Source organism: Lacinutrix chionoecetis, from assembly GCF_053604665.1.
This window is the reverse complement of sequence record NZ_JBSHNQ010000087.1, coordinates 105,104-128,118: the sequence shown is the minus strand read 5'-3', so window position 1 is coordinate 128,118 and position 23,015 is coordinate 105,104. Positions and strand designations below refer to the sequence as shown.

General features: G+C 32.3%; 24 protein-coding genes and 1 tRNA gene. 7 read left to right on the top strand and 18 right to left on the bottom strand.

Translation table 11 applies throughout. The features are described 5' to 3' along the window. Positions 1 to 5: 5 nt before the first annotated feature. Complete coding sequence (locus ACVC43_RS15445; protein WP_452225442.1) at positions 6 to 1,835, bottom strand: T9SS type A sorting domain-containing protein; 1,830 nt, start codon at positions 1,833 to 1,835, stop codon at positions 6 to 8. Positions 1,836 to 1,888: 53 nt separating this feature from the next. Continuing rightward, positions 1,889 to 2,575, bottom strand: a complete 687-nt coding sequence (locus ACVC43_RS15440) for a hypothetical protein (RefSeq protein WP_452225441.1) — start codon at positions 2,573 to 2,575, stop codon at positions 1,889 to 1,891. Between the two features lie 106 nt (positions 2,576 to 2,681). Between ACVC43_RS15440 and ACVC43_RS15435 the strand changes: the two genes are divergently transcribed. Further along, positions 2,682 to 3,617, top strand: coding sequence for an SPFH domain-containing protein (locus tag ACVC43_RS15435; protein WP_452225440.1), 936 nt, complete (start codon positions 2,682 to 2,684; stop codon positions 3,615 to 3,617). Positions 3,618 to 3,651: 34 nt separating this feature from the next. On the opposite strand, the gene ACVC43_RS15430 is transcribed toward ACVC43_RS15435, so the two are convergent. The 5 genes from ACVC43_RS15430 to ACVC43_RS15410 form a co-directional block, all read right to left on the bottom strand. Then, a complete protein-coding gene (locus ACVC43_RS15430; protein ID WP_452225439.1) occupies positions 3,652 to 3,852 on the bottom strand; it encodes a hypothetical protein in 201 nt (66 codons plus the stop codon). Positions 3,853 to 3,917: 65 nt separating this feature from the next. Then, positions 3,918 to 5,087, bottom strand: a complete 1,170-nt coding sequence (locus tag ACVC43_RS15425; protein WP_452225438.1) for a GNAT family N-acetyltransferase — start codon at positions 5,085 to 5,087, stop codon at positions 3,918 to 3,920. Between the two features lie 99 nt (positions 5,088 to 5,186). Beyond that, entirely contained in the window at positions 5,187 to 5,663 is a 477-nt protein-coding gene (locus ACVC43_RS15420; RefSeq protein WP_452225437.1) for a DUF1761 domain-containing protein, read from the bottom strand. Positions 5,664 to 5,738: 75 nt separating this feature from the next. Continuing rightward, positions 5,739 to 7,043: a TPM domain-containing protein gene (locus tag ACVC43_RS15415; RefSeq protein WP_452225436.1), complete on the bottom strand. Its 1,305-nt coding sequence runs from the start codon at positions 7,041 to 7,043 to the stop codon at positions 5,739 to 5,741. Positions 7,044 to 7,096: 53 nt separating this feature from the next. Next, on the bottom strand, positions 7,097 to 9,100 hold the full coding sequence (locus ACVC43_RS15410) for a glutamine--tRNA ligase/YqeY domain fusion protein (RefSeq protein ID WP_452225435.1): 2,004 nt from the start codon (positions 9,098 to 9,100) through the stop codon (positions 7,097 to 7,099). Between the two features lie 137 nt (positions 9,101 to 9,237). Between ACVC43_RS15410 and ACVC43_RS15405 the strand changes: the two genes are divergently transcribed. The 3 genes from ACVC43_RS15405 to ACVC43_RS15395 all read left to right on the top strand — a co-directional run bounded on the left by ACVC43_RS15405 (position 9,238) and on the right by ACVC43_RS15395 (position 10,017). Then, positions 9,238 to 9,438 (top strand): zinc ribbon domain-containing protein, encoded by a 201-nt coding sequence (locus tag ACVC43_RS15405; protein ID WP_452225434.1) that lies wholly within the window; start codon positions 9,238 to 9,240, stop codon positions 9,436 to 9,438. A 63-nt stretch (positions 9,439 to 9,501) separates the two neighbouring features. Beyond that, positions 9,502 to 9,864 (top strand): dihydroneopterin aldolase, encoded by a 363-nt coding sequence (gene folB, locus ACVC43_RS15400; protein WP_452225433.1) that lies wholly within the window; start codon positions 9,502 to 9,504, stop codon positions 9,862 to 9,864. Between the two features lie 82 nt (positions 9,865 to 9,946). Next, positions 9,947 to 10,017 (top strand) — tRNA-Cys (locus ACVC43_RS15395). Between the two features lie 241 nt (positions 10,018 to 10,258). On the opposite strand, the gene ACVC43_RS15390 is transcribed toward ACVC43_RS15395, so the two are convergent. The 5 genes from ACVC43_RS15390 to rnr form a co-directional block, all read right to left on the bottom strand. Further along, complete coding sequence (locus ACVC43_RS15390) at positions 10,259 to 10,945, bottom strand: LysE family translocator (protein ID WP_452225432.1); 687 nt, start codon at positions 10,943 to 10,945, stop codon at positions 10,259 to 10,261. A gap of 150 nt (positions 10,946 to 11,095) precedes the next feature. Then, positions 11,096 to 11,776: a head GIN domain-containing protein gene (locus ACVC43_RS15385; protein WP_452225431.1), complete on the bottom strand. Its 681-nt coding sequence runs from the start codon at positions 11,774 to 11,776 to the stop codon at positions 11,096 to 11,098. A gap of 62 nt (positions 11,777 to 11,838) precedes the next feature. Continuing rightward, positions 11,839 to 12,171, bottom strand: a complete 333-nt coding sequence (locus ACVC43_RS15380) for a YbjQ family protein (protein WP_452225430.1) — start codon at positions 12,169 to 12,171, stop codon at positions 11,839 to 11,841. 4 nt (positions 12,172 to 12,175) lie between these two features. After that, the gene (locus ACVC43_RS15375; RefSeq protein WP_452225429.1) at positions 12,176 to 12,352 is read right to left on the bottom strand and encodes a hypothetical protein; all 177 of its coding nucleotides are present in this window, start codon (positions 12,350 to 12,352) and stop codon (positions 12,176 to 12,178) included. 125 nt (positions 12,353 to 12,477) lie between these two features. Continuing rightward, on the bottom strand, positions 12,478 to 14,676 hold the full coding sequence (gene rnr, locus ACVC43_RS15370; protein ID WP_452225428.1) for a ribonuclease R: 2,199 nt from the start codon (positions 14,674 to 14,676) through the stop codon (positions 12,478 to 12,480). Positions 14,677 to 15,394: 718 nt separating this feature from the next. Here rnr and rpiB point away from each other — a divergent pair. From rpiB to ACVC43_RS15355, 3 genes are read left to right on the top strand one after another with little or no spacing between them, the layout of a single operon-like run. Then, positions 15,395 to 15,823, top strand: coding sequence for a ribose 5-phosphate isomerase B (rpiB, locus tag ACVC43_RS15365; protein WP_452225427.1), 429 nt, complete (start codon positions 15,395 to 15,397; stop codon positions 15,821 to 15,823). Next, positions 15,824 to 16,741 carry a cation diffusion facilitator family transporter gene (locus ACVC43_RS15360; protein ID WP_452225426.1) on the top strand — a complete coding sequence of 306 codons (918 nt, stop codon included), beginning with the start codon at positions 15,824 to 15,826 and terminating at the stop codon, positions 16,739 to 16,741. It abuts the gene before it with no gap. Positions 16,742 to 16,744: 3 nt separating this feature from the next. Further along, complete coding sequence (locus tag ACVC43_RS15355; protein WP_452225425.1) at positions 16,745 to 17,191, top strand: GNAT family N-acetyltransferase; 447 nt, start codon at positions 16,745 to 16,747, stop codon at positions 17,189 to 17,191. Positions 17,192 to 17,247: 56 nt separating this feature from the next. Here the strand turns inward: ACVC43_RS15355 and ACVC43_RS15350 are convergent, their stop codons facing one another. The 6 genes from ACVC43_RS15350 to ACVC43_RS15325 all read right to left on the bottom strand — a co-directional run bounded on the left by ACVC43_RS15350 (position 17,248) and on the right by ACVC43_RS15325 (position 22,914). After that, positions 17,248 to 18,093, bottom strand: coding sequence for an OmpA family protein (locus ACVC43_RS15350; protein WP_452225424.1), 846 nt, complete (start codon positions 18,091 to 18,093; stop codon positions 17,248 to 17,250). Positions 18,094 to 18,335: 242 nt separating this feature from the next. After that, positions 18,336 to 19,211, bottom strand: a complete 876-nt coding sequence (locus ACVC43_RS15345; protein ID WP_452225423.1) for an OmpA family protein — start codon at positions 19,209 to 19,211, stop codon at positions 18,336 to 18,338. A gap of 64 nt (positions 19,212 to 19,275) precedes the next feature. Beyond that, a complete protein-coding gene (locus ACVC43_RS15340) occupies positions 19,276 to 20,922 on the bottom strand; it encodes a S41 family peptidase (RefSeq protein WP_452225422.1) in 1,647 nt (548 codons plus the stop codon). Further along, complete coding sequence (locus ACVC43_RS15335; RefSeq protein WP_452225421.1) at positions 20,919 to 21,734, bottom strand: DUF4349 domain-containing protein; 816 nt, start codon at positions 21,732 to 21,734, stop codon at positions 20,919 to 20,921. The genes ACVC43_RS15340 and ACVC43_RS15335 overlap by 4 nt, the downstream gene beginning before the upstream one ends. An 8-nt stretch (positions 21,735 to 21,742) precedes the next feature. Beyond that, the gene (gene rnpA, locus ACVC43_RS15330) at positions 21,743 to 22,096 is read right to left on the bottom strand and encodes a ribonuclease P protein component (RefSeq protein WP_452225420.1); all 354 of its coding nucleotides are present in this window, start codon (positions 22,094 to 22,096) and stop codon (positions 21,743 to 21,745) included. 20 nt (positions 22,097 to 22,116) lie between these two features. Continuing rightward, the gene (locus ACVC43_RS15325; protein ID WP_452225419.1) at positions 22,117 to 22,914 is read right to left on the bottom strand and encodes an XRE family transcriptional regulator; all 798 of its coding nucleotides are present in this window, start codon (positions 22,912 to 22,914) and stop codon (positions 22,117 to 22,119) included. Between the last annotated feature and the right edge of the window lie 101 nt (positions 22,915 to 23,015).

Sequence of the window (23,015 nt, the reverse complement as noted above, 5' to 3'; positions counted from 1 at the left end):
AATAATTACTCTTTTATAAACTTCAATACAGTATCTATTCCATTAAATTTAATGAAATAAGTGCCTGTTGCTAAGTTTGAAACATCCATAGTATTGGATGTTGCATCAATGGTTTGGTCTTTTACTTTTTGACCTAACATATTAAATATAGCAACGTTATATTCTTGCTCGATATGCTTTAATGTTATAATTCCATGGGTTGGGTTTGGGAATATTGAAATGGTATTAGCTGTAAACTCTTCTACACTTAAATTACAAGTGTAGGCTGGCATATTATAACCTTGTGCATTAAATCTATCTGTAAATGCCTGAATATCTGCACAGGTATAACCGCCTGCTGTTCCCATATCTATAGCCGCTTGTCTTACTGCAACAGCAGCTTGTTGTTGGTTGGTTCCACTATTGGTCATCCCTAAACCCTCCAAAAAAGCTTTATCTGTTTTTTCACGACCTATATCTTCCCATATTTCCATTAATGTTGTTGCCCACATTTGTCCGTCTGTATGAATAGACCCTGTTAAACCTCCAGGATATTGCGCCCCATAAACTGTTGAGCGACCATTCCAACATACGTTATGTCCATCCCAACCAAAAACCCAGTTTCTTGCCGCATCACCTGCAGACCATAAACCTAAACTTCTTTTGTAAGAGTTTGCCCAATAGTCTCCACTACCTTCACTTAATCCATTTACCTGCGATAAACCACCATTAGTAATCCAATCGTGTAATCCATGACCTAATTCATGCAAAATTACATCTGCATCTTCGGCATCATCCACACAACCTTCGCCAAAATTTAAGGTTCCTCCAGAATAATAAGAGTTATCTGCTCCATTTGCTCCATGAGGATCAAAACGAATAACGCCACCATTTTGTGGTGGAGCTAAAGCTATGCCTAAATCATTATTAATATATCGCATACTTTTATCTGTATGGTAGTACGTATTTGCAGCCTCAAAACCATCTTCTTGTCTGTTAAATTCAAAATTATTTGAAGTTTGAATAAATAACCCTTTATTAGGTGAGCTCAATTCTGCAATTTCAGTATATGGTCCACTTAACCTGTAGTTACCACCTGAAAGCTCTATATCTAAAAGTGTAACAGGTGTTCTTGCTGCATCTAAGGCCGCGTTTGTAGCATCGTTTCCATCTACATATTGTCCGCCATAAGCACTTGTTGTTGCTGTTAAAGGATCTGTATCAAAAATCATTGCTGTTCCTGTTGCCATCATAACAGAAGAAGCCTTTTCTTCCTTCTTTTGCTTATTCTTATCCTTGTCTTTTTGCTTATGATAGTAAATAGCAACATCCTTAGAGCTTATAACTTCTCCTGTTTGTGCGTCTACCATGACTTCCCAAGCTCCTGCTTTGGTATAAGCATGAACATAAACTCTTCTTACTAAAATAGGATTATCGTTGTTTTTTATAATAAAAAGTTTGTTTTCTTGCTGAGTAATACTTGAAGCTTCAACATTCAGGTTTGTTAATGCAATCTCAAAAGCTTGCGCTTCAGTAATTGTTGGCGTTGTATTTATCGTTTCAATAGATGGATCGTAAGTACTAGCATGAAAAGTAACACTGTTTCTATTAGAAACGTGTACGGTAACTTCAGCATTAAAAACCTGTACACCATTCATCATCTGGTAAAAACGAAAGGTTTCTCCCGCAAGTCCTGCTCTGCTATATTGCATATCCAATTCGTGATTGTCCTGAATATTTAGTAGATGTTTATTGTCTTCTAACCAATTGGTCGCAATGGTTAGTTTTTCGCTTTGCGCAAAAATAGTTCCACAGCAAAGTATCGTGACAAGTAATAAAAGTAGTTTTTGTATCATGATTAATAATATTATTAGTTAAATATAACCTCCTGCAATATAATAACTTAAACTTAAAACGTAATCATTGCAGAAAAGGTAAAAATAGATTGGTGTCCGTTAAACTTTTTGTCGTTGCCTAATAAATCTAATTCGTTGTTGTTATTTAACTTGCTTAGGGTATTGGTGAAGCCATAAATATAATGTGCCTTAAACTTTATAAAACTAAAACCTGCAGTAATACCAACGGTTCCATTGGCATTAAAATTCGAGATTTCTGTAATATCATTGGCTGTTAAGTTGTTGTAATTATTAACTATAAAGTTTTCTTGCTGCTCGTCTTTTAATTCTAAATCGCTATTGTATTGTAACATGGGTCCAAAATCTATGGTTACAAAACTTCCAGCTAATTTGGCATGCCATAAAAAAGCAATTTGCGCTGTAAACATTTTGTATTCTAATTCCTGAACCGCTAAATCGGTATTAGAAGTTCTGCCTGAAATTCCAATTGTGTTTTCGGATAATTGCATACCATAACTGGCATTGTACCATTTATGAGGAATATCTACCGTAGCGCTCATGCCACCAATCCAACCATCGCCTTTTGTGGTTTCAAAGTTGTCTGTAATAATATCGAATTGTGTAATTCCTCCAAACAAGCCAAAGCCGTTTTTAATATCGTAATTTTTGTGTTGGGAGAAGCTTTTTGTAACAAAACATAGGGTAATTGCTACTAATAAGGTAAGTTGTGTTTTTTTCATTGGTTATTTAGGGATTTCTGAGCAAATATAACTTATTTTAGTAATTCGATTTTTTTTAACCTTAAAAGCTCATTTTTTAGCTTTTTTAAACCATTTAAAAACTGTTATGGGACAATTTATTTTTATTCCGATTATATTTTTCGGACTTATTATTTTAATTTCTGCTTTCTTCGTAGTAAAGCAACAAACAGCTGTTATTGTAGAGCGTTTTGGTAAATTTCAAAGTATCAGGCAATCTGGTTTACAGCTTAAAATACCTTTGGTAGATAAAATTGCTGGCAGATTGAGTTTAAAAATTCAGCAATTAGATGTTATTATCGAAACAAAAACGTTAGACGATGTATTTGTGCGTTTAAAAGTATCTGTACAGTATCGCGTTTTAACACAAAAGGTATACGATGCTTTTTACAAGTTAGATTATCCGCACGATCAAATTACAAGTTATGTTTTTGATGTGGTACGTGCCGAAGTACCAAAAATGAAACTTGATGATGTTTTTGTGAAAAAAGATGATATCGCTTTGGCTGTTAAAGCTGAGCTTAACGATGCTATGTTAGACTATGGGTTTGATATTATTAAAACCTTAGTAACAGATATTGATCCAGATGCACAGGTAAAAGCAGCAATGAACCGTATTAATGCCTCTGATCGTGAAAAAACTGCTGCACAATTTGAAGGTGATGCTGCACGTATTTTAATTGTAGAAAAAGCAAAAGCTGAAGCAGAAAGCAAGCGTTTACAAGGACAAGGTATTGCAGACCAGCGTCGTGAGATTGCTCGTGGTCTGGAAGAAAGTGTAGAAGTATTAAACAAGGTTGGTATTAACTCACAAGAAGCGTCTGCGCTTATTGTTGTAACCCAACATTACGATACCTTACAGTCTATTGGCCAGGAAACAAATAGTAACTTAATATTGTTACCTAATTCTCCACAGGCAGGAAGCCAGATGTTAAACGATATGGTTGCTAGTTTTACGGCAAGTAACCAAATTGGAGAGGCGATGAAAAACGCCAAAAAGAAGAAAAATAACGATAACGAATAACGTTATACGACATAGTATTAAAAACCTGAAGTTATTACTTCGGGTTTTTTGCTTTTTCTAAAATGGTTTCAAGACTGTTTAAATAATCTTCAAGTTGTTTTTTATGCACTTCCGGATTTTCTTCAGATGGGATGGTTTGTGGAATTTCGTCTAAATGCTCGTAAACTTCTGGGTGATTTTCCTCTATTTCTCTTGTAACTGCACTTATTTTAGTAAGAAGGTCTCTATTTTTCATAATATTGGCTTATTTTAATTCAATTTAAAAAAAACGAGTATTTATACCACTATCTATTGCGTTAATTAATTCTTAAAAGGATGTCTCTCTACCCATTGTCTTGTTGGGTTTAAGTACTTTACAATGAGTTTTAAAACAGAATTGGCAATAAAATTAGTATGCTTCATGTAAATATGCATGGTCTTTGGTTTTGCACCAATTGAGCTTTTTATTTCCATGGCTGTTCGTGCATAAATAACCTCATTAAAATTATTATCGATACCAAACTGTGCCATATCGTACAACATATTTAAATACATTTGATGTTGATGTTGTAGTTTGTGATTATAACCCAAGAAATAGGTTTCTAAGCTGTTATTATTTAAAATTAAAGTGAAGAAACCTACAAGCACTCCATCTAAAAAGTAACCGAAAACTTTAAAATTTTCTTTTAATTCTTTTTTAAGCTCACGAATGTGATTTTTACTTAGAACAAAAGAATTTACACGTGCATTGTCTGAAACATTTTTATAAAGCTGAAATAGTTCTGGCTCTAAATGGTTTATCTCCTCGGAGCTTAGTTCTTTTTTAGTCAGGTTTTTTCCTTTTTTTCTTGCCGATTTATAACGGTCTCGATATTTTTTATTGAAAGCAGCAATATACTCTGAAGTTTTCTTCCATGATGGCGGAATATTAAAAATCATATTTGGCTGTACTTGTACTTTATAGAGTTTATGATTATAGAAAAATTCTTGGTTATCATGTATACTATCGTCTTCAAAATAATCCTTAAATGCTATAATTCGTACTTTCTTTTTATGTTTCTGTTTTATCTGAGCTTCAATAGTTTTAATGGCTATCGAGACTTGAGATAAATATTCAGAATAACTTATTGCTTGAGTATTACAATACAATCCATGTTGCCCTGTATGCATAATATTGCCTATAATCAAGGCATTACCTCTTACTATTTTAGAAACTAATTGTTTCGATTTCCGTATTAAATATTTGTCGTCTGCATTTCTAAATATATCTTCTAAATACATCTCAACACGTTGTATAATAGCTATAGCAACAAGTTTTTCTGCGTTGTTTTCAGATTTGAAAATACCGACATAAAACGAGGTAATATTTTTTGGGCAAGAATTTTCTAATGCCCTTAAAAAGTTCGATTTTAAAAACAAATCGTTGTGTGGCAAAGCGTTCCAAGACTCTGGAAGTTCGTTTACTGAAGAAAAAATTTTAAAAGTCGTCAAAATTAAAGACAAGAAAAAAGACTGAAATTTTCTATTTCAGTCTTTGTAAAGTTAGCGTTTATGGTTGTTTTTCCAAATAATTTCTACAGATAATCATTATTACACCCAACCACATACAATGGCACCCATAATAGCTAAAGTAACTACCCAGTAACCTGAATTAATAAAAATATATTTCCAGCTCTTACGTTCGAACATACCATTAATTGCAATGACAGGGAAAAACAAGAAAATTCCAGCTAATACGCCATGCAAAGCACCATGTTTATAGGTTCTAAAAGCATTACCATAGTCTGCCATAAAGGCATCGAAAGATGGTTTTGCCATCGCAGGATCACCACCTGTTAATTGCACAGCTCCTGTTTGGTGGTTTGTTAATTGTTGTAAAAAGAAAGATAACATAAAGGAAAGTATAAGTGTTATTATAAAAATAACGGCCATGTTTCCTCCTTTCATTTTTTCTGGTGTCATTTCGGCTTCACGCATCCAGGCGTTTCCAAAAAGCTTTGGGTTGTACCATAAAAAGCCTAATATAATTGGCACAATAGCAGCAACTGTAATTGCTAAAAAATTCATTTCCATATCTTTAAATGTGTTAGTTAATATTTTAAAAGTACAAAAAAAATGCTTTATCGCACTATAAAAGTGCTGTTACCAACTTCCGCTTGCTCCACCACCACTGGAACGTCCTCCACCACCAGAAAAACTACTGCTTGAGGAACTACTCCTTGATGACGAATAACTTGAAGAACCTGATGACGAATAGCCTCTGGAAAACCCTCCTCCAGTAAAATTTCTTAAAAAGGTTTTGTCTATTTTGAAAAATGAAAAACCAAACGATTCTTTTAAGCTGTTTTTAATATCTCTACATGCAACTATTCCTGTTGTAATGAAAAACAAAATAATAACACTTATTATAACAGATAAAACATGATATATTGTTACGCCAGACATAATGTCGTTCATGCTTTTTTCGAAAACAATATCTATTAAAAACATACCTCCCATTGCAAGAGGTAAAAAGACAAATACAAGTCCAGCAAATAATAACATTAGAGTTATAGGTAGGTAAAAAGGAAAAATAAATACGCCTAGTTTACCAGTAAACAATGCTGTAAATAGGCTTACAGCTCTTTTAAATACAGACTTTAAAAGCATAAAAAAACCTATACCTACAAAAACAGATAAAAAACCAGTAACAAAAACGGCAATGAAAGCATACCAGAAAAAAGCATTAAAATAGGTAACGAAACAAATAGCTAATAACCAAATGGTTATAAATTTCGTTTTGTTGTTTAGAAACAACTGTTTTATACTTAATTTTTTTAATTTCTTCTTTAAAATTATGTAATTATACCCTAAAACACCAATTACAAAGAAAAATACAGTTAAGAATATAGATGAAATAAATTTGGTAATTAGGCTTACTGGTTCCTCTATTTCTTCTGTATTTGCAAATTCTTCGGCATAAATAGGGTCATCTATTATTTTAATAATTGCAGAAGTAGCCTTGTCTATACCTTTAAAATAATCACCTTCTTTAAAAGCTGGAGTAATAATGTGGTTAATTATTCTTTTAGATAATAAATCAGTAATTATTGGCGTAAGGCCATCGCCAACCTCAATTCTAACTTTACGATCGTTTTTTGCAACCAGTATAAGAATACCATTATCTACGCCTTTTTGCCCTAATTTATTACCTTCTAAATTAAAGGTCTGATAAGCATAATTTTCAACCGTATCATTACCTAAATAATTAATGGTTAGCACCACTATTTGATGCGTCGTTCGGGTTTCGTAAGCCGTAAGTTTTGTGGTGAGTTCGAGGTTCTCGCTTTTACTGAAAAGCTCTGCTTTATCTGTTACAATTTTATTAAGTTCTGGATATGTATTTTGTGTATTTGCTGTTTGAAAGCAAATAAAAAAAAGGAAGCATATTAGTTTTAGATGGTTCAAATCTCCATAAATAAACCTACACGGTTTTAAATACCTTGCAGGTTGTGAAATTATTATTGAATTGCTTTAGCCTCGGCAACCAGCAAATCGTTTTTATCTTCAAGAGCTTTAGTAATAAAGTCGTTTATCGCTTCATTTTTTTGTAATCCGTTAGCTAATAAAACACCTAAACTAATCATAGTAATAATGCGTGTTCCAGCTTTTTTTACAGAAGTGCCAAAAAGTGGTTCTAAATCTTCGTAAGTAACGCTTTTAGCTAATTCTTGTATCTCTACCTTTGCTTTTTCACGTTGCTCTTCTTTCATTCTATCGTACTTTTTACCATACGATTTAATTTGATCAATCGCAGAGCGATTATTAGGTTGCGATTGCTTTTGTTGGTTATTATTAGATTTCGGTCTTACTTTAGCCCATGAATCTCGTAAGCCAACGGTTTTATTAAATACTAATTTTTTAGGTGTTGAATCATTATCAACATTAAAATAGCCTAAACGCTGAAATTGAAACTGCTCGCCAATTTTAGCATCTGCCAGACTTGGTTCTACAAATGCCTCTACAATTTTTAAAGAATTTGGATTTATAAATTCCATAAAATCTTTCTCTGGATGGCTATCTGGAGCTTCGTCTGTAAATAACCTGTCGTATTCGCGAACCTCAGCTTTTAGAGCATGTTTTATAGACACCCAATGCAAGGTTCCTTTTACTTTCTTTTCGGTATCTTGAGAATAAGTACAATGAATTTCTTGTATCTCGCCATTGGTGTCTTTTACTACACTTTCGGCTTTAATTATATAAGCGTTTTTAAGTCTAACTTCACCTCCTAACCGTAGTCTAAAAAACTTATCGCTTGCTTCTTCTTTAAAGTCCTCCTTTTCAATGTAAATTTCGCGAGAAAATGGTACTTTTCTAAAGCCAGCACTGTCATCTTCCTGGTTGTTTTCGGCTTCTAACCATTCTTCTTTATCTTCCGGATAATTAGTAATCACGAGCTTTACAGGATTTAAAACAGCCATGACTCTGTCTGCTTTTTTATTTAAATCCTCTCGAATACAAAATTCTAAAAGCGACACGTCTATAATATTATCGCGTTTAGCAACACCAACAGTTTCAACAAATTTTCTAATAGATTCTGGTGTATAACCACGACGACGCAAGCCAGAAATGGTAGGCATTCTTGGGTCTTCCCAACCCGAAACAATACCTTCCTCCACTAATTTAAGCAACTTACGTTTACTCATAATTGTGTAGCTAAGGTTTAAACGTGCAAACTCACGCTGTTTAGGTAACATAGGATACTTGCTTTTAGCAAAGTCGTAAACTTGCTGCTTAAACCAATCGTAAAGCTCTCTATGAGGCTTAAATTCGAGCGAGCATAAAGAGTGCGAAATCTGTTCGATGTAATCGCTTTCACCATGCGTCCAGTCGTACATTGGGTAAATACACCAATCGTTAGCTGTGCGATGATGATGCTTTTTTAATACACGATACATAATTGGGTCGCGCATGAGCATATTGGGATGCTGCATATCTATTTTGGCACGTAAAATATGCTCACCTTCGTTACAGTCTCCAGCTTTCATTTTTTCAAATAGCGCTAAGTTTTCTTCAACGGTTCTATTTCTGTAAGGCCCATCGACACCAAGTTGTGTTGGTGTTCCTTTTTGTTCTGCCATGGCTTCGCTGGATTGCGAATCGACATAAGCCTTTCCATCCTTAATAAGTAAAATTGCCCAATCGTACAATTCCTGAAAATAGTCTGATGAATAGCGTTCTTCGGCCCACTCGTAACCTAACCACGAGATATCCTCTTTTATAGCATCTACATATTCCTGCTCCTCTTTTGCTGGGTTTGTATCGTCGAAACGTAAATTTACTGGTGCATTATATTTTTCTCCTAATCCAAAGCTTATGCCAATGGCTTTTGTGTGGCCAATGTGTAAATAGCCATTAGGTTCTGGAGGAAAACGAAAACGTAACTTATCTTTAGATAAACCATTTGCTAAATCCTCTTCTATAATATGCTCTAAAAAATTGAGCGATTTGGTTTCTGTAGCCATAAATAAAATCTTAATTTTAATTGATTATTTGCTATTAAATCAATTTGAAAAACACCGTAAAATTAATGAAAATACGTAACAAAATATGTGTTTATTATACTTATAGTTGTATTCTCTAATCTATTAAATTCTATACTATGAATTACGAATGTCCTAAATGCCACAATACCTCTTGCGATATCGACCAGATGCAAGCTACTGGAGGTTTATTTACGAAGCTGTTTAATATACAGAGTAAGCGTTTTACAACAGTAACTTGTAAAAAATGTACTTATACCGAGTTTTTTAAGACCAAAACCAGTACAATTAGTAATATCTTTGACTTTTTTACAAACTAATCTATCGATAAAAATTTTACAAAAATGCTATCGAAGAGATAAAAGACCTATTACATTTACCTTATGGGAATAATTAAAGTTGAAAATATTCGTGTTTTTGCAAATCATGGTTGCCTTAAAGAAGAAACTGCTATTGGCAGCGACTACCGTGTAGATTTAAAGATAAAAGCCGATTTACAAAAAAGTGCAAATTCTGATGTGCTTAGCGATACTGTAGATTATGTGCTTTTAAATAGAATTGTTGTTGAAGAAATGGCAATACCGAGTGCCCTTTTAGAACATGTTGCTAAGCGCATATTAGATCGTATTTTTACTGAAGACAAATTAGTGACTATTGCTACGGTTGCGGTGAGTAAAGTTAACCCACCTATTGGTGGCGATGTAGAAATGGTAACGATTGAATTAACCGAAAAAAGAAAAAGTTAAGAGAGATAGTGTGAAAACATTATTTTTTTTACATTTGTCGTCTCGTTACTTTTAATGAGATTCCTGTTTTTGCAGGAAACCTGGTGTCGTGGCCGAGTGGCTAGGCAGTGGTCTGCAACACCATCTACAGCGGTTCGAATCCGCTCGACACCTCAAGAAACCTTCAACACACGTTGAGGGTTTTTTTTATTTTTAAATTTTGAGAAAATTTAGAGTAATATGTTACAGCGGTTCGAAACCGCTCGACAACTCGAGAAATGCTGAAAAAATTTGAATTTTGGTCTGTAAAACCGAATAATACGCTAAAACGAGGATCTTCTTTTTTATTGATACAACGATTACAAAATTTTAATCGTTCTTGTTCTTGAGAATGCATCATAATAATTTTAATAAATTATTTAATGTTTCTACTTTGTTCTATTTCCTCTATAATATTTTGAGGATTAAGTTGGTCTTTAGGAAGGAATCCTTTTATAATAAGTACCGTTCCACAAACTACTAAAATAAGCCCTAAAAGGCGCTTTACTTTTACAATGGCTTCTGGAGTAAGTTTATTTTTAAGTTGTTTGGCCAAAAGAATTTTAAAAATATCTGTAATTAAATAGGCTGTAATCATGGTACCAAAAAAGACTACAAACCGGTTGGTATTATTTTCTAAGCTTGGTCCAACTACAATAATAACACCTAACCAAAAAACTAAAACGCCAATATTAATAAAGTTTAAAAAGAACCCTTTGATAAATAATTTAAAATAGTTGGTTTTTGGAACCACAATTTTCATTGTTTCTATGGCATTTTTCTTAGGTTTTTTAAAGTAGATAATAAACCCGTAAACAGCTAAAATAGTACCACCAAAAACATACAGTCCTGGTTGGTTACTTAAATTTTCTAATAACTGGAAACTTGAAAAATAAGCAATTGCAATAAATAAAACATCGGCAACTATTACGCCTAAATCGAAAGCTAAAGCAGCTCTAAATCCTCTTATTACACTGGTTTCTAATAGTACAAAAAACACAGGACCAATCATAAAAGCTAAAAAAAAGCCTAATGGAATTGCCGCCTGAATATCTTCGATCATAAAAAAGTAACCTGTTTATTACAAAGTAAAGAAATTATGCGGTTAAAGTAAAAGATTATGGGTTTTTAAGTATATGAGAATGGTTTATTGTAAATAAAAAAGCTTCAGAATTAACTGAAGCTTTAAATTATATTTTTATTAAAAGTATAATTACTGGTTGTTTTTCATCTCTATTCTACCTCCAAACGTTGTTTTTTGCTTAACATTATTAGGGTTTCCGTAGATATAAATATCGCCTCCTGCATTTACTCTTGCATCTACCATTTGGCTCGCTTTTACATCTGCTTCGCCTCCTGCGCTAATTTTTACTGTGGTTTCTTCAGTTTCAAATTCCTGACCTTGATAGATACCTCCAGTATTAATAGTTATTTCCTGTGATTTGGCTTTTCCTTTGGTTTCAATTATGCCTCCAGTAACGGTTCTAACTTCAAGATTATTAACATCTAATCCTATTTTTAAAACAGCTCCTTCTTGTGCACGAAGTTCTATTTTGTCTTGCTTAATTAGCTCGTTACCCACAATTTTTGCGCCTTCATTACCATCAATAATGTCTAAGTTTTTATAGTGAACAGCTACAAAGGTTTTAGTTCCATCAAAAATACGCTCGAATTTCATGCGTACTTTTAAAATTCCATTTTTCGAAATTATTTCAACATCGTCTGCATCTTCTCCAGAAATAATCACTTTATTGTCTTTAGATTTAACTAAACTTATGTGCATTAAATCGTAAACTTTAACTGTTGTAAAGTCTTCAACCTTAATTTCTTTTGGGTTTTGTGAAAAAGCTGAAATTGATAGAAATAGGAGTAAAGCTGCTATAATTGTTTTCATTATAAAGTATTTTATTTCTTTAAAGAGCAGTAAAAAGTAAGACTGTTACAGTTTTTTTAAAATTATTTTTCTGCTACAACATGCACAGCAGTACCAGTTATTGAAACTATTAATGTAGAAGTATTAGATAAAGGTTCTATATCTACGCTTATGCCAACTATAGCATTGGCATTTAATGCTTTACCATTGTCTTTTAATTTTTGAAAAGCTTCTTCTTTAACATTTTGTAATCCTTCTTCGTAGGCAGCATAATATTTTTTGGTATTAAACATGTCTTTAAATGATAGTTTTGTGCCTTTGTATGAGTAGCTGGAATTGTAAGATATACCAGTTACTATGCCTTTATAATCTAATATTTTAAACCCTTCGATTGAATTAGTTGTTGTTAAAACCATGATTTTATAAATTTTTATTTTTTTGATAGAAATCCCAAAGTGCCTGAAAATGATCCACACGTAAATCTACATGACCACAATTGCCACAAATATTACCTTTTATAGATTCGGTTTTAGACGCCTTAAATTCATTTTTAGAATCTTCAACGAGTTCTAATTTTAAACTCGATTTAATGTTCATGTGTGTAAAATCTATAATTTTTACATTTGGAACAATTTTTTCTGACTGGCAATTTGAACAATGCGGTTTCATAACAGAAGTATGAGCGGTTAACTAAGGGACTAACAAGTTAAGAAATTTGTTTTTTATTCTGTTACTTTTCCTATAAGTTCGAAATCTAAGTGACGTTTTACCAAATCGGCTTGTTTTACTTTTACCACAACTTCGTCGCCTAATTGGTACATAGTTTTCGTTTTTTTACCAATTAATGCAAATTGGCTTTCATCAAACTCGTAGTAATCGCCTTTTATATCGCGTGTTCTTACCATACCTTCACATTTATTAGAGATTATCTCTACATAAATTCCCCAATCTGTAACACCAGAAATTACACCAACAAACTCTTCGTCTTGATGATCTTGCATAAAACGAATTTGCATGTATTTAATAGAATCTCTTTCGGCTTTTGTTGCCAAATATTCCATGTTACTGGAATGTTTACACTTTTCTTCGTAGACCTCTGCATTGGCCGATTTTTCACCATCTAAATACCGTTGTAATAAACGGTGTGCCATGACATCTGGATATCTACGTATAGGAGAGGTAAAGTGACTGTAATAATCGAAAGCTAAGCCATAATGACCAATATTATTTGTGGTATACTCTGCCTTAGACATGGTTCTAATAGTTAAAGTATCTACTAAATTTTGTTCTTTTTTACCTTGAACATCGCTTAATAATTTATTTAAGGATGAAGCAATATTGTTTTTACTTTTAAAATTAAGTTTGTGTCCAAATCGAGCCACAACACCTTGTAAGGCCATTAATTTGCTTTCATCTGGTTCATCGTGAACACGATAAACGAATGTTTTTTCTGGTTTTTGTTTTCCTACAAATTCTGAAACCTTCCGGTTTGCCAATAACATAAATTCTTCAATAAGTTTATTAGCATCTTTACTGGTTTTAAAGAATACACCAACTGGATTAGAGTCTTCGTCCAATTCAAATTTAACCTCAACTTTATCAAAAGAAATAGCACCATCTCGCATACGACGACCACGCATAATTTTTGCTAAGTCATCCATTTTTAAAACAGCATCTGCAATAGCCTGATCTGTTTTATACTCTTTTCCGGTAAGTGAAACTTCAGCTGGAATTAAATTGGTTTTGGTTTCTATAATCGCTTGTGCTTCTTCGTAAGCAAAACGCGCATCAGAATAGGTTACTGTTCTACCAAACCATTCTTTTTTAATTTCTGCTTTGTTATTTAATTCGAAGACTGCAGAAAATGTATATTTTTCTTCGTGAGGACGAAGAGAACATGCACCATTCGATAAAATTTCTGGTAACATTGGTACAACTCTATCTACTAAATAAACTGAGGTAGCACGCTCGTAAGCTTCATCGTCTAATACTGTTCCTTCTTGCAGGTAATGCGAGACATCTGCAATATGTATTCCTATTTCGTAGTTGCCGTTTTCTAATACTTTAAACGATAAGGCATCATCAAAATCTTTAGCATCTTTTGGATCTATTGTAAAGGTTAAATCCTTTCGCATGTCGCGACGCTTTGCAATTTCTTCAGGTTTAATAGTTAAATCGATGTTGTTTGCAAAATCTTCTACTTCTTTAGGGAATTCGTATGGCAAACCGTAATCTGCTAAAATCGCATGAATTTCGGTATTATGTTCACCTGCTTTGCCTAAAACTTTTATTACTTTTCCGTTTGGAGAATCGGCTTTTTCTGGCCATTCTTCCATTGCCACCAATACTTTATCACCATCATTTGCTTGCATGGTTTTATTAATTGGAACAAAAATATCTGTTTTCATTTTGTTACCATCGACCACTACAAAAGCAAAATTATTGTTTTTATGAAGTTGAATAATCCCTACATATTCCGTTTTAGCACGTTTAATAATCTTGGTAATTTCGCCTTCTAATTTGCCACGTTTTCTACGTTTGTAAACATACAACTCTACTTCATCGCCATTTAAAGCTTTATTAACATTGTTAGAAGCTATATAAATATCATCTTCAAAATCATCGCAAATAACATAGCCATTACCACGTTGCGCAGCATCGAAAATACCTGTATGGTATTCTGTATTATTTATTATTTGAAACTTGCCACGCTCAATTTCTTTAATTTCTTCCTTAGCCTTAAGTTGCGCTAATTTTTTTATAATCTGGTTACGACTACTCGCATCGTTAACACCTAATTTAGCAGCAATTTGCTTGTAGTTAAACGTTTGGTTTCTATCTTTTTTTAAAATACTAAGTATTGTATTTGTAAGGTTGGAAATCTTGTTATTTGAAGGTTTCCTGTGTTTCTTTTTTGTCATTTAAATTGTAATCAATTGAATTTCTATTATCCGAAGTGTCGGAGGAAATTCGGTTATTTTTTAGGTAATTATGAAGAAGAGAAGTTATTACCATTATTACAAAGCTACGGTTTTAATATTAAATAGAAATTTATTTAATATTATGTTAACGTAAACACTTATCCACATTTATATACATTATATACTTTTTCTTTTAAAAATTTAAAAAAATAATGATGATGATGATGGCTTGTGAATAGCGGTATAACTTTTTTAACCTTTGGTTTGATTTGTTAGTTTTCTCTTTCTACTAACATATTATAAACAATATAAAGTATTGGTTTTAAAAGGATTTACAAGTACTATTAACAACTGTTTATAACCTGAGTTCACAACTTATTTTTAATAAGTATTTTATTTTTTTATGTTGGTATGTGTTATTTTTTTACTGATAAATAACACAAAAAAACTGGCTAACTTTTTTGGTGATTCAGTTTTGGTTTTGGTTTGGAAAATTAACCGGATTATCCTAATAAAAGTTTTAAAAAACCATGAATAGATATTAACAAGTAGTCATTACTTAAAGTGGGTTTTATTAACACCACGTATAAAGACTATTTTTTAATTCAATTAATAAACCTATAAATTTTGAATAAGTTCATTGCTATAAGGTATTAATAGTTGTAAGCAATTATTAACTTTACATTTTTAGAAAGAAAATAACTTAAAGCAATAACCAATGAAAATTTCAATAGGAAACGATCACGCAGGAACAGATTATAAATTTGCGATAGTAGACCATTTAAAGACTAAAGGCATCACTGTTATAAATCATGGAACAGATGCAAGAGACAGTGTTGATTATCCAGATTTTGTACATCCTGTTGCTAATGATGTTGAAAACAAAACAGCAGATTTTGGTATCCTTATTTGTGGCAGCGCTAACGGAGTTGCTATGACAGCAAATAAACACAAAAATATTCGTGCAGGTATCTGTTGGAACAAAGAAATTACAGCGTTAACAAGACAACACAATAATGCTAATATTATTTGTATTCCTTCACGCTACACAGCAGTACAACAGGCAATAGCTATGGTGGATGTATTTTTAGAAACCGAATTTGAAGGTGGAAGACACCAAAACCGCGTTAATAAAATTCCATGTTAATTGGCAAACAATCATTCTCATAACCATGCTCATGATCACAGCGACCTAAAAGGACGTAATCTTTTAATATCTATACTTCTAAACATTGTTATAACAGTTGCACAAGTAATAGGTGGATTACTCTCTGGAAGTCTTGCTTTATTAAGCGATGCTTTACATAATTTTAGCGATGTAGTTTCTCTTGTTATAAGTTATGTTGCAAATAAACTCTCTAAAAAAGAAGCATCTTTAAATAGAACTTTTGGTTATAAACGCGCCGAAATATTAGCAGCATTTATTAACGCAGCGACTTTAATTATTGTAGCTGTTTTATTAATTATTGAAGCTGTAAAACGTTTTCAAAATCCACAAGAAATTGAAAGCACATTGGTTATATGGCTTTCTGCTATTGCAATTTTAGGTAATGGATTTAGTGTTTTATTACTAAAAAAAGACAGTAATTCTAACATGAATATGCGAAGTGCTTATTTACACTTACTCACAGACATGATGGCAAGTGTAGCGGTATTAATAGGTGGTTTATTAATGCAATTCTATCAACTATTCTGGGTAGACAGTCTACTCACTTTCGCCATTGCATTATATTTAATTTGGATGGGATTCGATTTACTTAAGGCATCTACAAAAGTACTTATGTTATTTACACCAGATACAATTCCTGTAGATGAAATAGTAAAAGAAATTAATAAGTTTGAAGAGATAAACAATGTTCACCATATTCATGTATGGCAGTTAAATGAAGATGAAATTCATTTTGAAGCGCATGTTGATTTTGAAAAAAATATTACTATTACCGAATTTGATGTTATTCTTACTCAAATTGAAGAACTCCTGTTAAATAAGTTTGAAATTAACCACGTTAATATTCAACCGGAATTCGATAAGGATGATGTTAAAGATGTAATAGTTCAAGACTAAAAAATGCTTAAAATAATAACAAAAACTTTTCAAGAATTAACAACCCAAGAGTTGTATAATGTGCTTCAACTACGAAGCGAAGTTTTTGTTGTAGAACAAAACTGTGTATATCAAGACCTTGATGGTAAAGATGAAAAAGCATTGCATGTAATAGGTTTTAAAAATGAAAAAATAGTAGCTTACACGCGCTTATTTAAACCAGGAGATTATTTTGAATTTTCCAGTATTGGTAGAGTAGTAGTAGCTGAAAAAGAAAGAAAATATAAATTTGGCTATGAAATAATGGAAGCCTCTATTAAAGTTATTAAATCTCATTATAATACCGACGAAATTAAAATTTCTGCACAATGCTATTTAAAAAATTTCTATAATAATTTAAGGTTTTTTGAAATAGGAGAGGAGTATCTTGAAGATGGCATACCACATATTGGCATGTTATACAAAGCATAAAAAAAAGTCAGCGCATTGCGCTGACTTTATAAGTAAAAAACCCTACTAAAAATTGATTACTTAGAAATATATCTTATTTTTAATTCTACTCTTCTATCTTCACTTGCATCTCCATTTAAGTTAAACCTTCCTGCCAAACCTTGGTATCTAATTCTGTTAGCGCTAACACCATTTTTAACTAAATAATCTCTAACAAATTTAGCTCTAACAATACTTAAGTTCACTTTTCCTGTTTCCTTATCTCTTGAATCTTTTCCGTTTTCTGTACAACATACATGACCATTAATTGTAAAGAAGATATCGTCTCTTTTAGCTAAATAAGCTGCTAATTCTTTTAAAGTTTCTGTAGACTCTGGTGTTGTGTAACGCAAACCCATTTCGAAGTTTAAATTATTTAATTTTATTAAATCTCCAGTTCTTAAATCTTCACCAAAAAAAGAACCAGCAATTAATTTTTTAGGAGCAACAACTATAGTCACTTTTCTGTTTAATGTTCTTAATTCCTTAAACAGAGCCTCTTCAGATGTTGATAATGCAACCTCTCCTTTTCCATTTACATTTAATACTTTAGGTTGCTTTAAACTTTTTCTGTAATCAACAATAATATTTTTAATAGCATTTGCTCTTTTATTAGATAATGCCTTGTTGTATGCTATACTTCCTCTGTCGTCGCAAAACCCAATTATAGACATTCTTTCTATAGCTACGTTTTCGGTTTCTTTAATAAACGCTAATAATTTTTTGAACTCTTTTTGAGTTAAAGAGTACTCATCTGTATTAAAAAACACATCATGGCTAATTCCAGAAACGTGATTTTTTAAGTTATTATTCTTGTGATTGTCTGAGGCATTTGCTGTAAAAAAAGTAAAAGCAAAACCAATGAGTAGGATTAGGTTTTTCATAATAGCATCATTTGGGGTGATGCATCAAACATAGAGATAGAACAGGTTTTGCGAAAAAATTTTAGTTCAATTTCAAAAATAATTGGTTTAAATGCGTAAAAATGGACAAGCGGTTTAATAATTACGATAAACAACAGTGCTTATCAACCGTTATTATTGACCTTTCAAAGATGCCTCTAAAAACCGTGTATAAAAAAACCATCAAAAAAAGATGGTTTTTACTGCCTGAAATGTATTTTAAGCTATTCGGAATTTCCAACATAAGTAACCAAAATCTCCACTCGTCTATCAAATTTTGGTTCTCCTCCAAGAGGAAATTTTCTACGCATGCCAACATACTTCATACGCTTTTTATCAACTCCTTTTTTTGCTAAATAATCGTAAATAAATTTGGCACGCGCTACAGATAAGTTTCGTTTTCTCGTTTTTTTATCTACAGCATCCCGACTGTTTTGTGTGCAACATACATGACCTTGTATGGTAAAATAAATATTTTTATTCTCTACTAAGGTTTTGGCTAATTCTTCAAGTGTTTTTCTAGAATCTGAAGTAACATAACTATAGCTGGTTTTAAAGTATATTTTATCTAAACGAATTTTATCTCCTTTTTTAACTGTACCTTTTTTTATATCATCGGTTGTTTTTTTCTTAGGACCATCGTTTATACCATCGCCTTCATCATTACTACTTGTGGCATCCTTAATATCTTTATACGGCGTTTTTTTAGTAACTATTATTTCAACTTTACGATTTAAACCGCGTATTTGGTGTACTTCTTCTTCATTTAAAACCTTTAAAAGTATTTCGCCTTTACCATTAACATTAGTAATTAAATTAGGATCTATACCATAACCAGAAAACATTTCTTTAATGGCATCTGCACGATTTTGAGAAAGCTCTAAATTATATTCATTAGAGCCTCTGTCGTCTGTAAATCCATAGATGGCTACTTTTTCAACAGGAATAGTATCTAATGAGGAGATAAATAGTAATAATCGGTTTTCTTCGGTAAGTGGTACCACATATTTATCTGTATCGAAATACACATCGTGTGTAAATTTTTCTTGCGAAAAACTGATGTGCGATACAAATAATAGTATGGCTATAAAATATTTCATTGTAAATAAATAGAATGTTAAATATACTTATTTTAAAGTATTTAAAGGATTTGAGAATAACCTCTTAGTTTAAATAGCGCTTGTATTTGGTAGGGCTCGATAGTATTTCGGTTGCCTTTTTAATTTCAGCATTATGTATTTTATAATAATCGTATAAGCCTTCTCTATATACGTAACGTTTAATAATTTCATCGCTTAATAAACTCATAAGTTGAGATTTATTATCGTCTACAGCTTTAAGTTTTGAGTTGTTTAAATTTTGTATTAATGTATTATAATCGCGTTGAATATCGTCGTTCAGGTTTTCTGTTTTAGCCACCTCTAAAGCTTTACTAAAAGACTTTTCTGTTTCTGTTTCAAACGAAAAATCTGAGGTTTTTAAAAAACTTTTAAAATCTTGAAAGTCTGAAGCTGTTAGTTCCCACTTGTTTATATCTTGAATATTAGGGTGACTATAATAGTATTTAGTTGCATAATCGAACACACTTTGATTGCTTAAAATAGCCTTAGTAATGGCCGAATTTTTAGAATAATCTAAAGCCTCATCTGGAAACACGCCTCCACCATCGTAAACTTTCCTTCCGCTTTTGGTTTTAAATACGTTATAATCTTTTTGCTTAACACGTACAGCATTACCTTTTTCGTCCTTATTCCAGTAATCTAATGCTTGAATGCAACGCCCAGAAGGCGTGTAATATCTCGAGATAGTTACTTTAAGCTGTGTACCATAAGTTAATTTTTTAGGACGTTGTACTAAACCTTTTCCAAAACTTCTGGCACCAACAATAACACCTCTGTCTAAATCCTGTAAAGTACCTGCTACAATTTCACTTGCCGAAGCACTGCTGCCGTTTATTAGCACCACGACAGGAATCTCTGTATCTATAGGATCTCTTTTCGTATAATATGTTCGGTTATATTTTTTAACTTTAGACTTTGTAGTTACTACTAATTGACCACTAGGGACAAATAAGTTTACAACATTCACAGCTTCGCTTAAAAGGCCACCAGGATTGCTACGCAGGTCTAAAATAATGCTTTTTGCGCCTTGTGCTTTTAAATCTTTTAAGGCATAGCCTGTTTGTTGCGAGGCTTTTTCGTTAAACTTTCTAAGCACTATGTAACCTGTTGTTTCATCAATCATTGAGAAATGAGGGACAGCATCTATTTCAATTTCGCTACGTTTTACGGTAGTCTTTGCTTTTTTGCCTTGTCGAAGGTAAGTAATATCAACAGTCGAGTTTGGAATTCCTTTTAATAAATTTCCGGCATCATCATCGTAATCTGCTACCACTTGTCCATCTACTTCAATAATTTCATCTCCTGCTTTAAGACCAGCTTTATCTGCCGGATAGCCTTGGTATGGTTCTATAACTACAAGTTTATCTTTTAAAATTCTAATTTGCGCTCCAACACCTGTATAATCTCCTGTTCTTTTTATTCTGGCATCTTCAACATCCTGCTCGTTGTAGAACTTAGTATAGGGATCTAATTCGTTTAGCATGTTTTTAATGGCATTATCCATTAAATCGCCAGGATTAGTTTCATCTACATAATTCATATTCAGCTCTTTAAAAAGAGTAGTGAAAATCTCGATTTGCTTAGCAATTTCGAAAAAATCGTTATTGTACGTTTTAAATGCTGAACCTGTTAGCAATATCGTTAATGCTAAAACGGGAATGAGGATTTTTCTTTTTAGTAAATTTTTCATTTTTTATATTTTTTCTTATACCATTTTCTAAACAAAAACACACCTAAAAGGATGAGGAGTAGAAGTGGCCAAATATTTAATAGTCCAAGGAAAAATAAAGATAAACCATTAAATCCAGATTTAATAGCTTTTCCCATTTTAGAACCATAGGACTGCGTAATTTTAGAATTTGCTGTTGTTTTATAGAACGTTATATTAATTGTGCTTAACGACACTCTATTATTTAAATATTTTAAACGGCCTTGCTTGGCTTCAATTTCTTCACGAATGTTAGCAAGTTCGCGCTCTATTTCTAACATTTCTTTTACATTTTTTGCTTTAGATAGCAATTGTAAATAGCGTGTTTCTAGTGTTCTTTTGGCATTTAGTCTTGCTTCGAGATCAATAAACTCTTCTGTAACATCTTTAGAAGAAATACGTTTAGTGTCGAAATACTCAACCGATTTACTTATAGAGTCTAAGGTGTTTTGGAACCCTTTAGCTGGTACACGTACGACTAAAGTTCTTGTGCTTCGATTATAGTTTTTAGAGGTATTATCGTTTTGAATAACACCATTATTTTGATTTACATAACGAAGAATATTAGCAAACGTTTTATCTAAATCCTTGGTCTCAAACTCTAAATACGATTCTTTTATTATTTTTTGGGGAATATCTTGTGGAGCAGGCACATCGTAATCTGCCTCCATATCCATAACTGTTTCCTCAATAGCATAATCATCCATTACTGCCTCATTTTTAGAATAGGCTGCATGTTCTTCATTACAACTAAAAAGAAAGAATGTTAGAAAAAAGAACACTAAAAGACGCATAATGGTGTTTATTTATTAATAAATTTGGTAAAAAGCGTTTTTATTTTGGTGTTTACCAGTTGAAAATCGGGCATATCTTTACTAAGATATAAAATCATAAACGCATAATTATCATCATTGTTGTTTTTTAACATAGATTTGTTTAGCCTGTAAGCCTCTCGTAATAAGCGTTTTATACGAATGCGATCTACGGCACGCTTAAAGTTACGCTTGCTAACCGAAACACCAACTTTTTGCGTTTCGCCATGTTTTAAATAAACTAACCGCAAAGGATATGCCGAAACCGATTTTCCTTCGAGAAATAATTTCTCAATGGTTTTCTGGCTTTTTAGTTTTTCGTTTTTGTTGTAGGTTAGTTTCATTACATATGAAAAAAATTGCTCTATTTATTTTCGTTTTTTTGTTTGAGCGCTAATAAATGGTTCTCTAGAGCTTGTAACTTGTGGTAAACACCAATAGGTTCTGGTATATCCTTAGAGGCAAACATGGTTACGTACCAAATTTCTACAATATCCTCGGTATCTAAAACAATGTCTGGATAGTTTCCATCTTGATTATCACTTTTTAATGTTATTCTATTTTTAGTGGTGTTGTAAACACGCTTTAAAACAACACCATCATTTTTAGTAACTATAACATAAACTTTGCCGTCTTTAATCGTATTTAAATCTTCCACATAGTCTCCAAAAACCAAATTATTATCAAAAAAAGTATTAGCCATAGAGTTACCTTTTACTTCAAAACACCTATAACTTCCATTTTGAAGATGCGGAATTCTAAAAGTGGGTAGTGTTTCTATAAAATCGGGGTCTCCATAACCGTCTAAATAACCTGCTCGCGCTTTTACTGGCACAAATACAATATTTTCTTGCTCATCCTGACCTACCGAAATTACCTGAGGTATTCCAGAATATGTTTGACTGTTTTTTATATCAGTTTTAAGCATTATTTTACTTTTACCAAACAGATAATCTGGATTAATATCAAAAGCATTAATTATGGCAGCTAAGACATCGTATCCAGGTTTGGTTTTTTTTCTAGTACCATCTGCCTGAGGCCTACCGTTAACAATACTGTCTATGGTAGTACCTGTTACACCTATACGTTTTGAAAACGCATAGTTGTTAAGGTTAAAATGATTAATAATATGCTTTATTTTAATGTCTATTGGGTTGTCCATACGTCTTAAAAAATAATACAATGCTAATATACAACATCACTTAGAAATCAAACATTTGTAAAAACAAAAAACCACATCTTTAGATGTGGTTTTTAAAATAA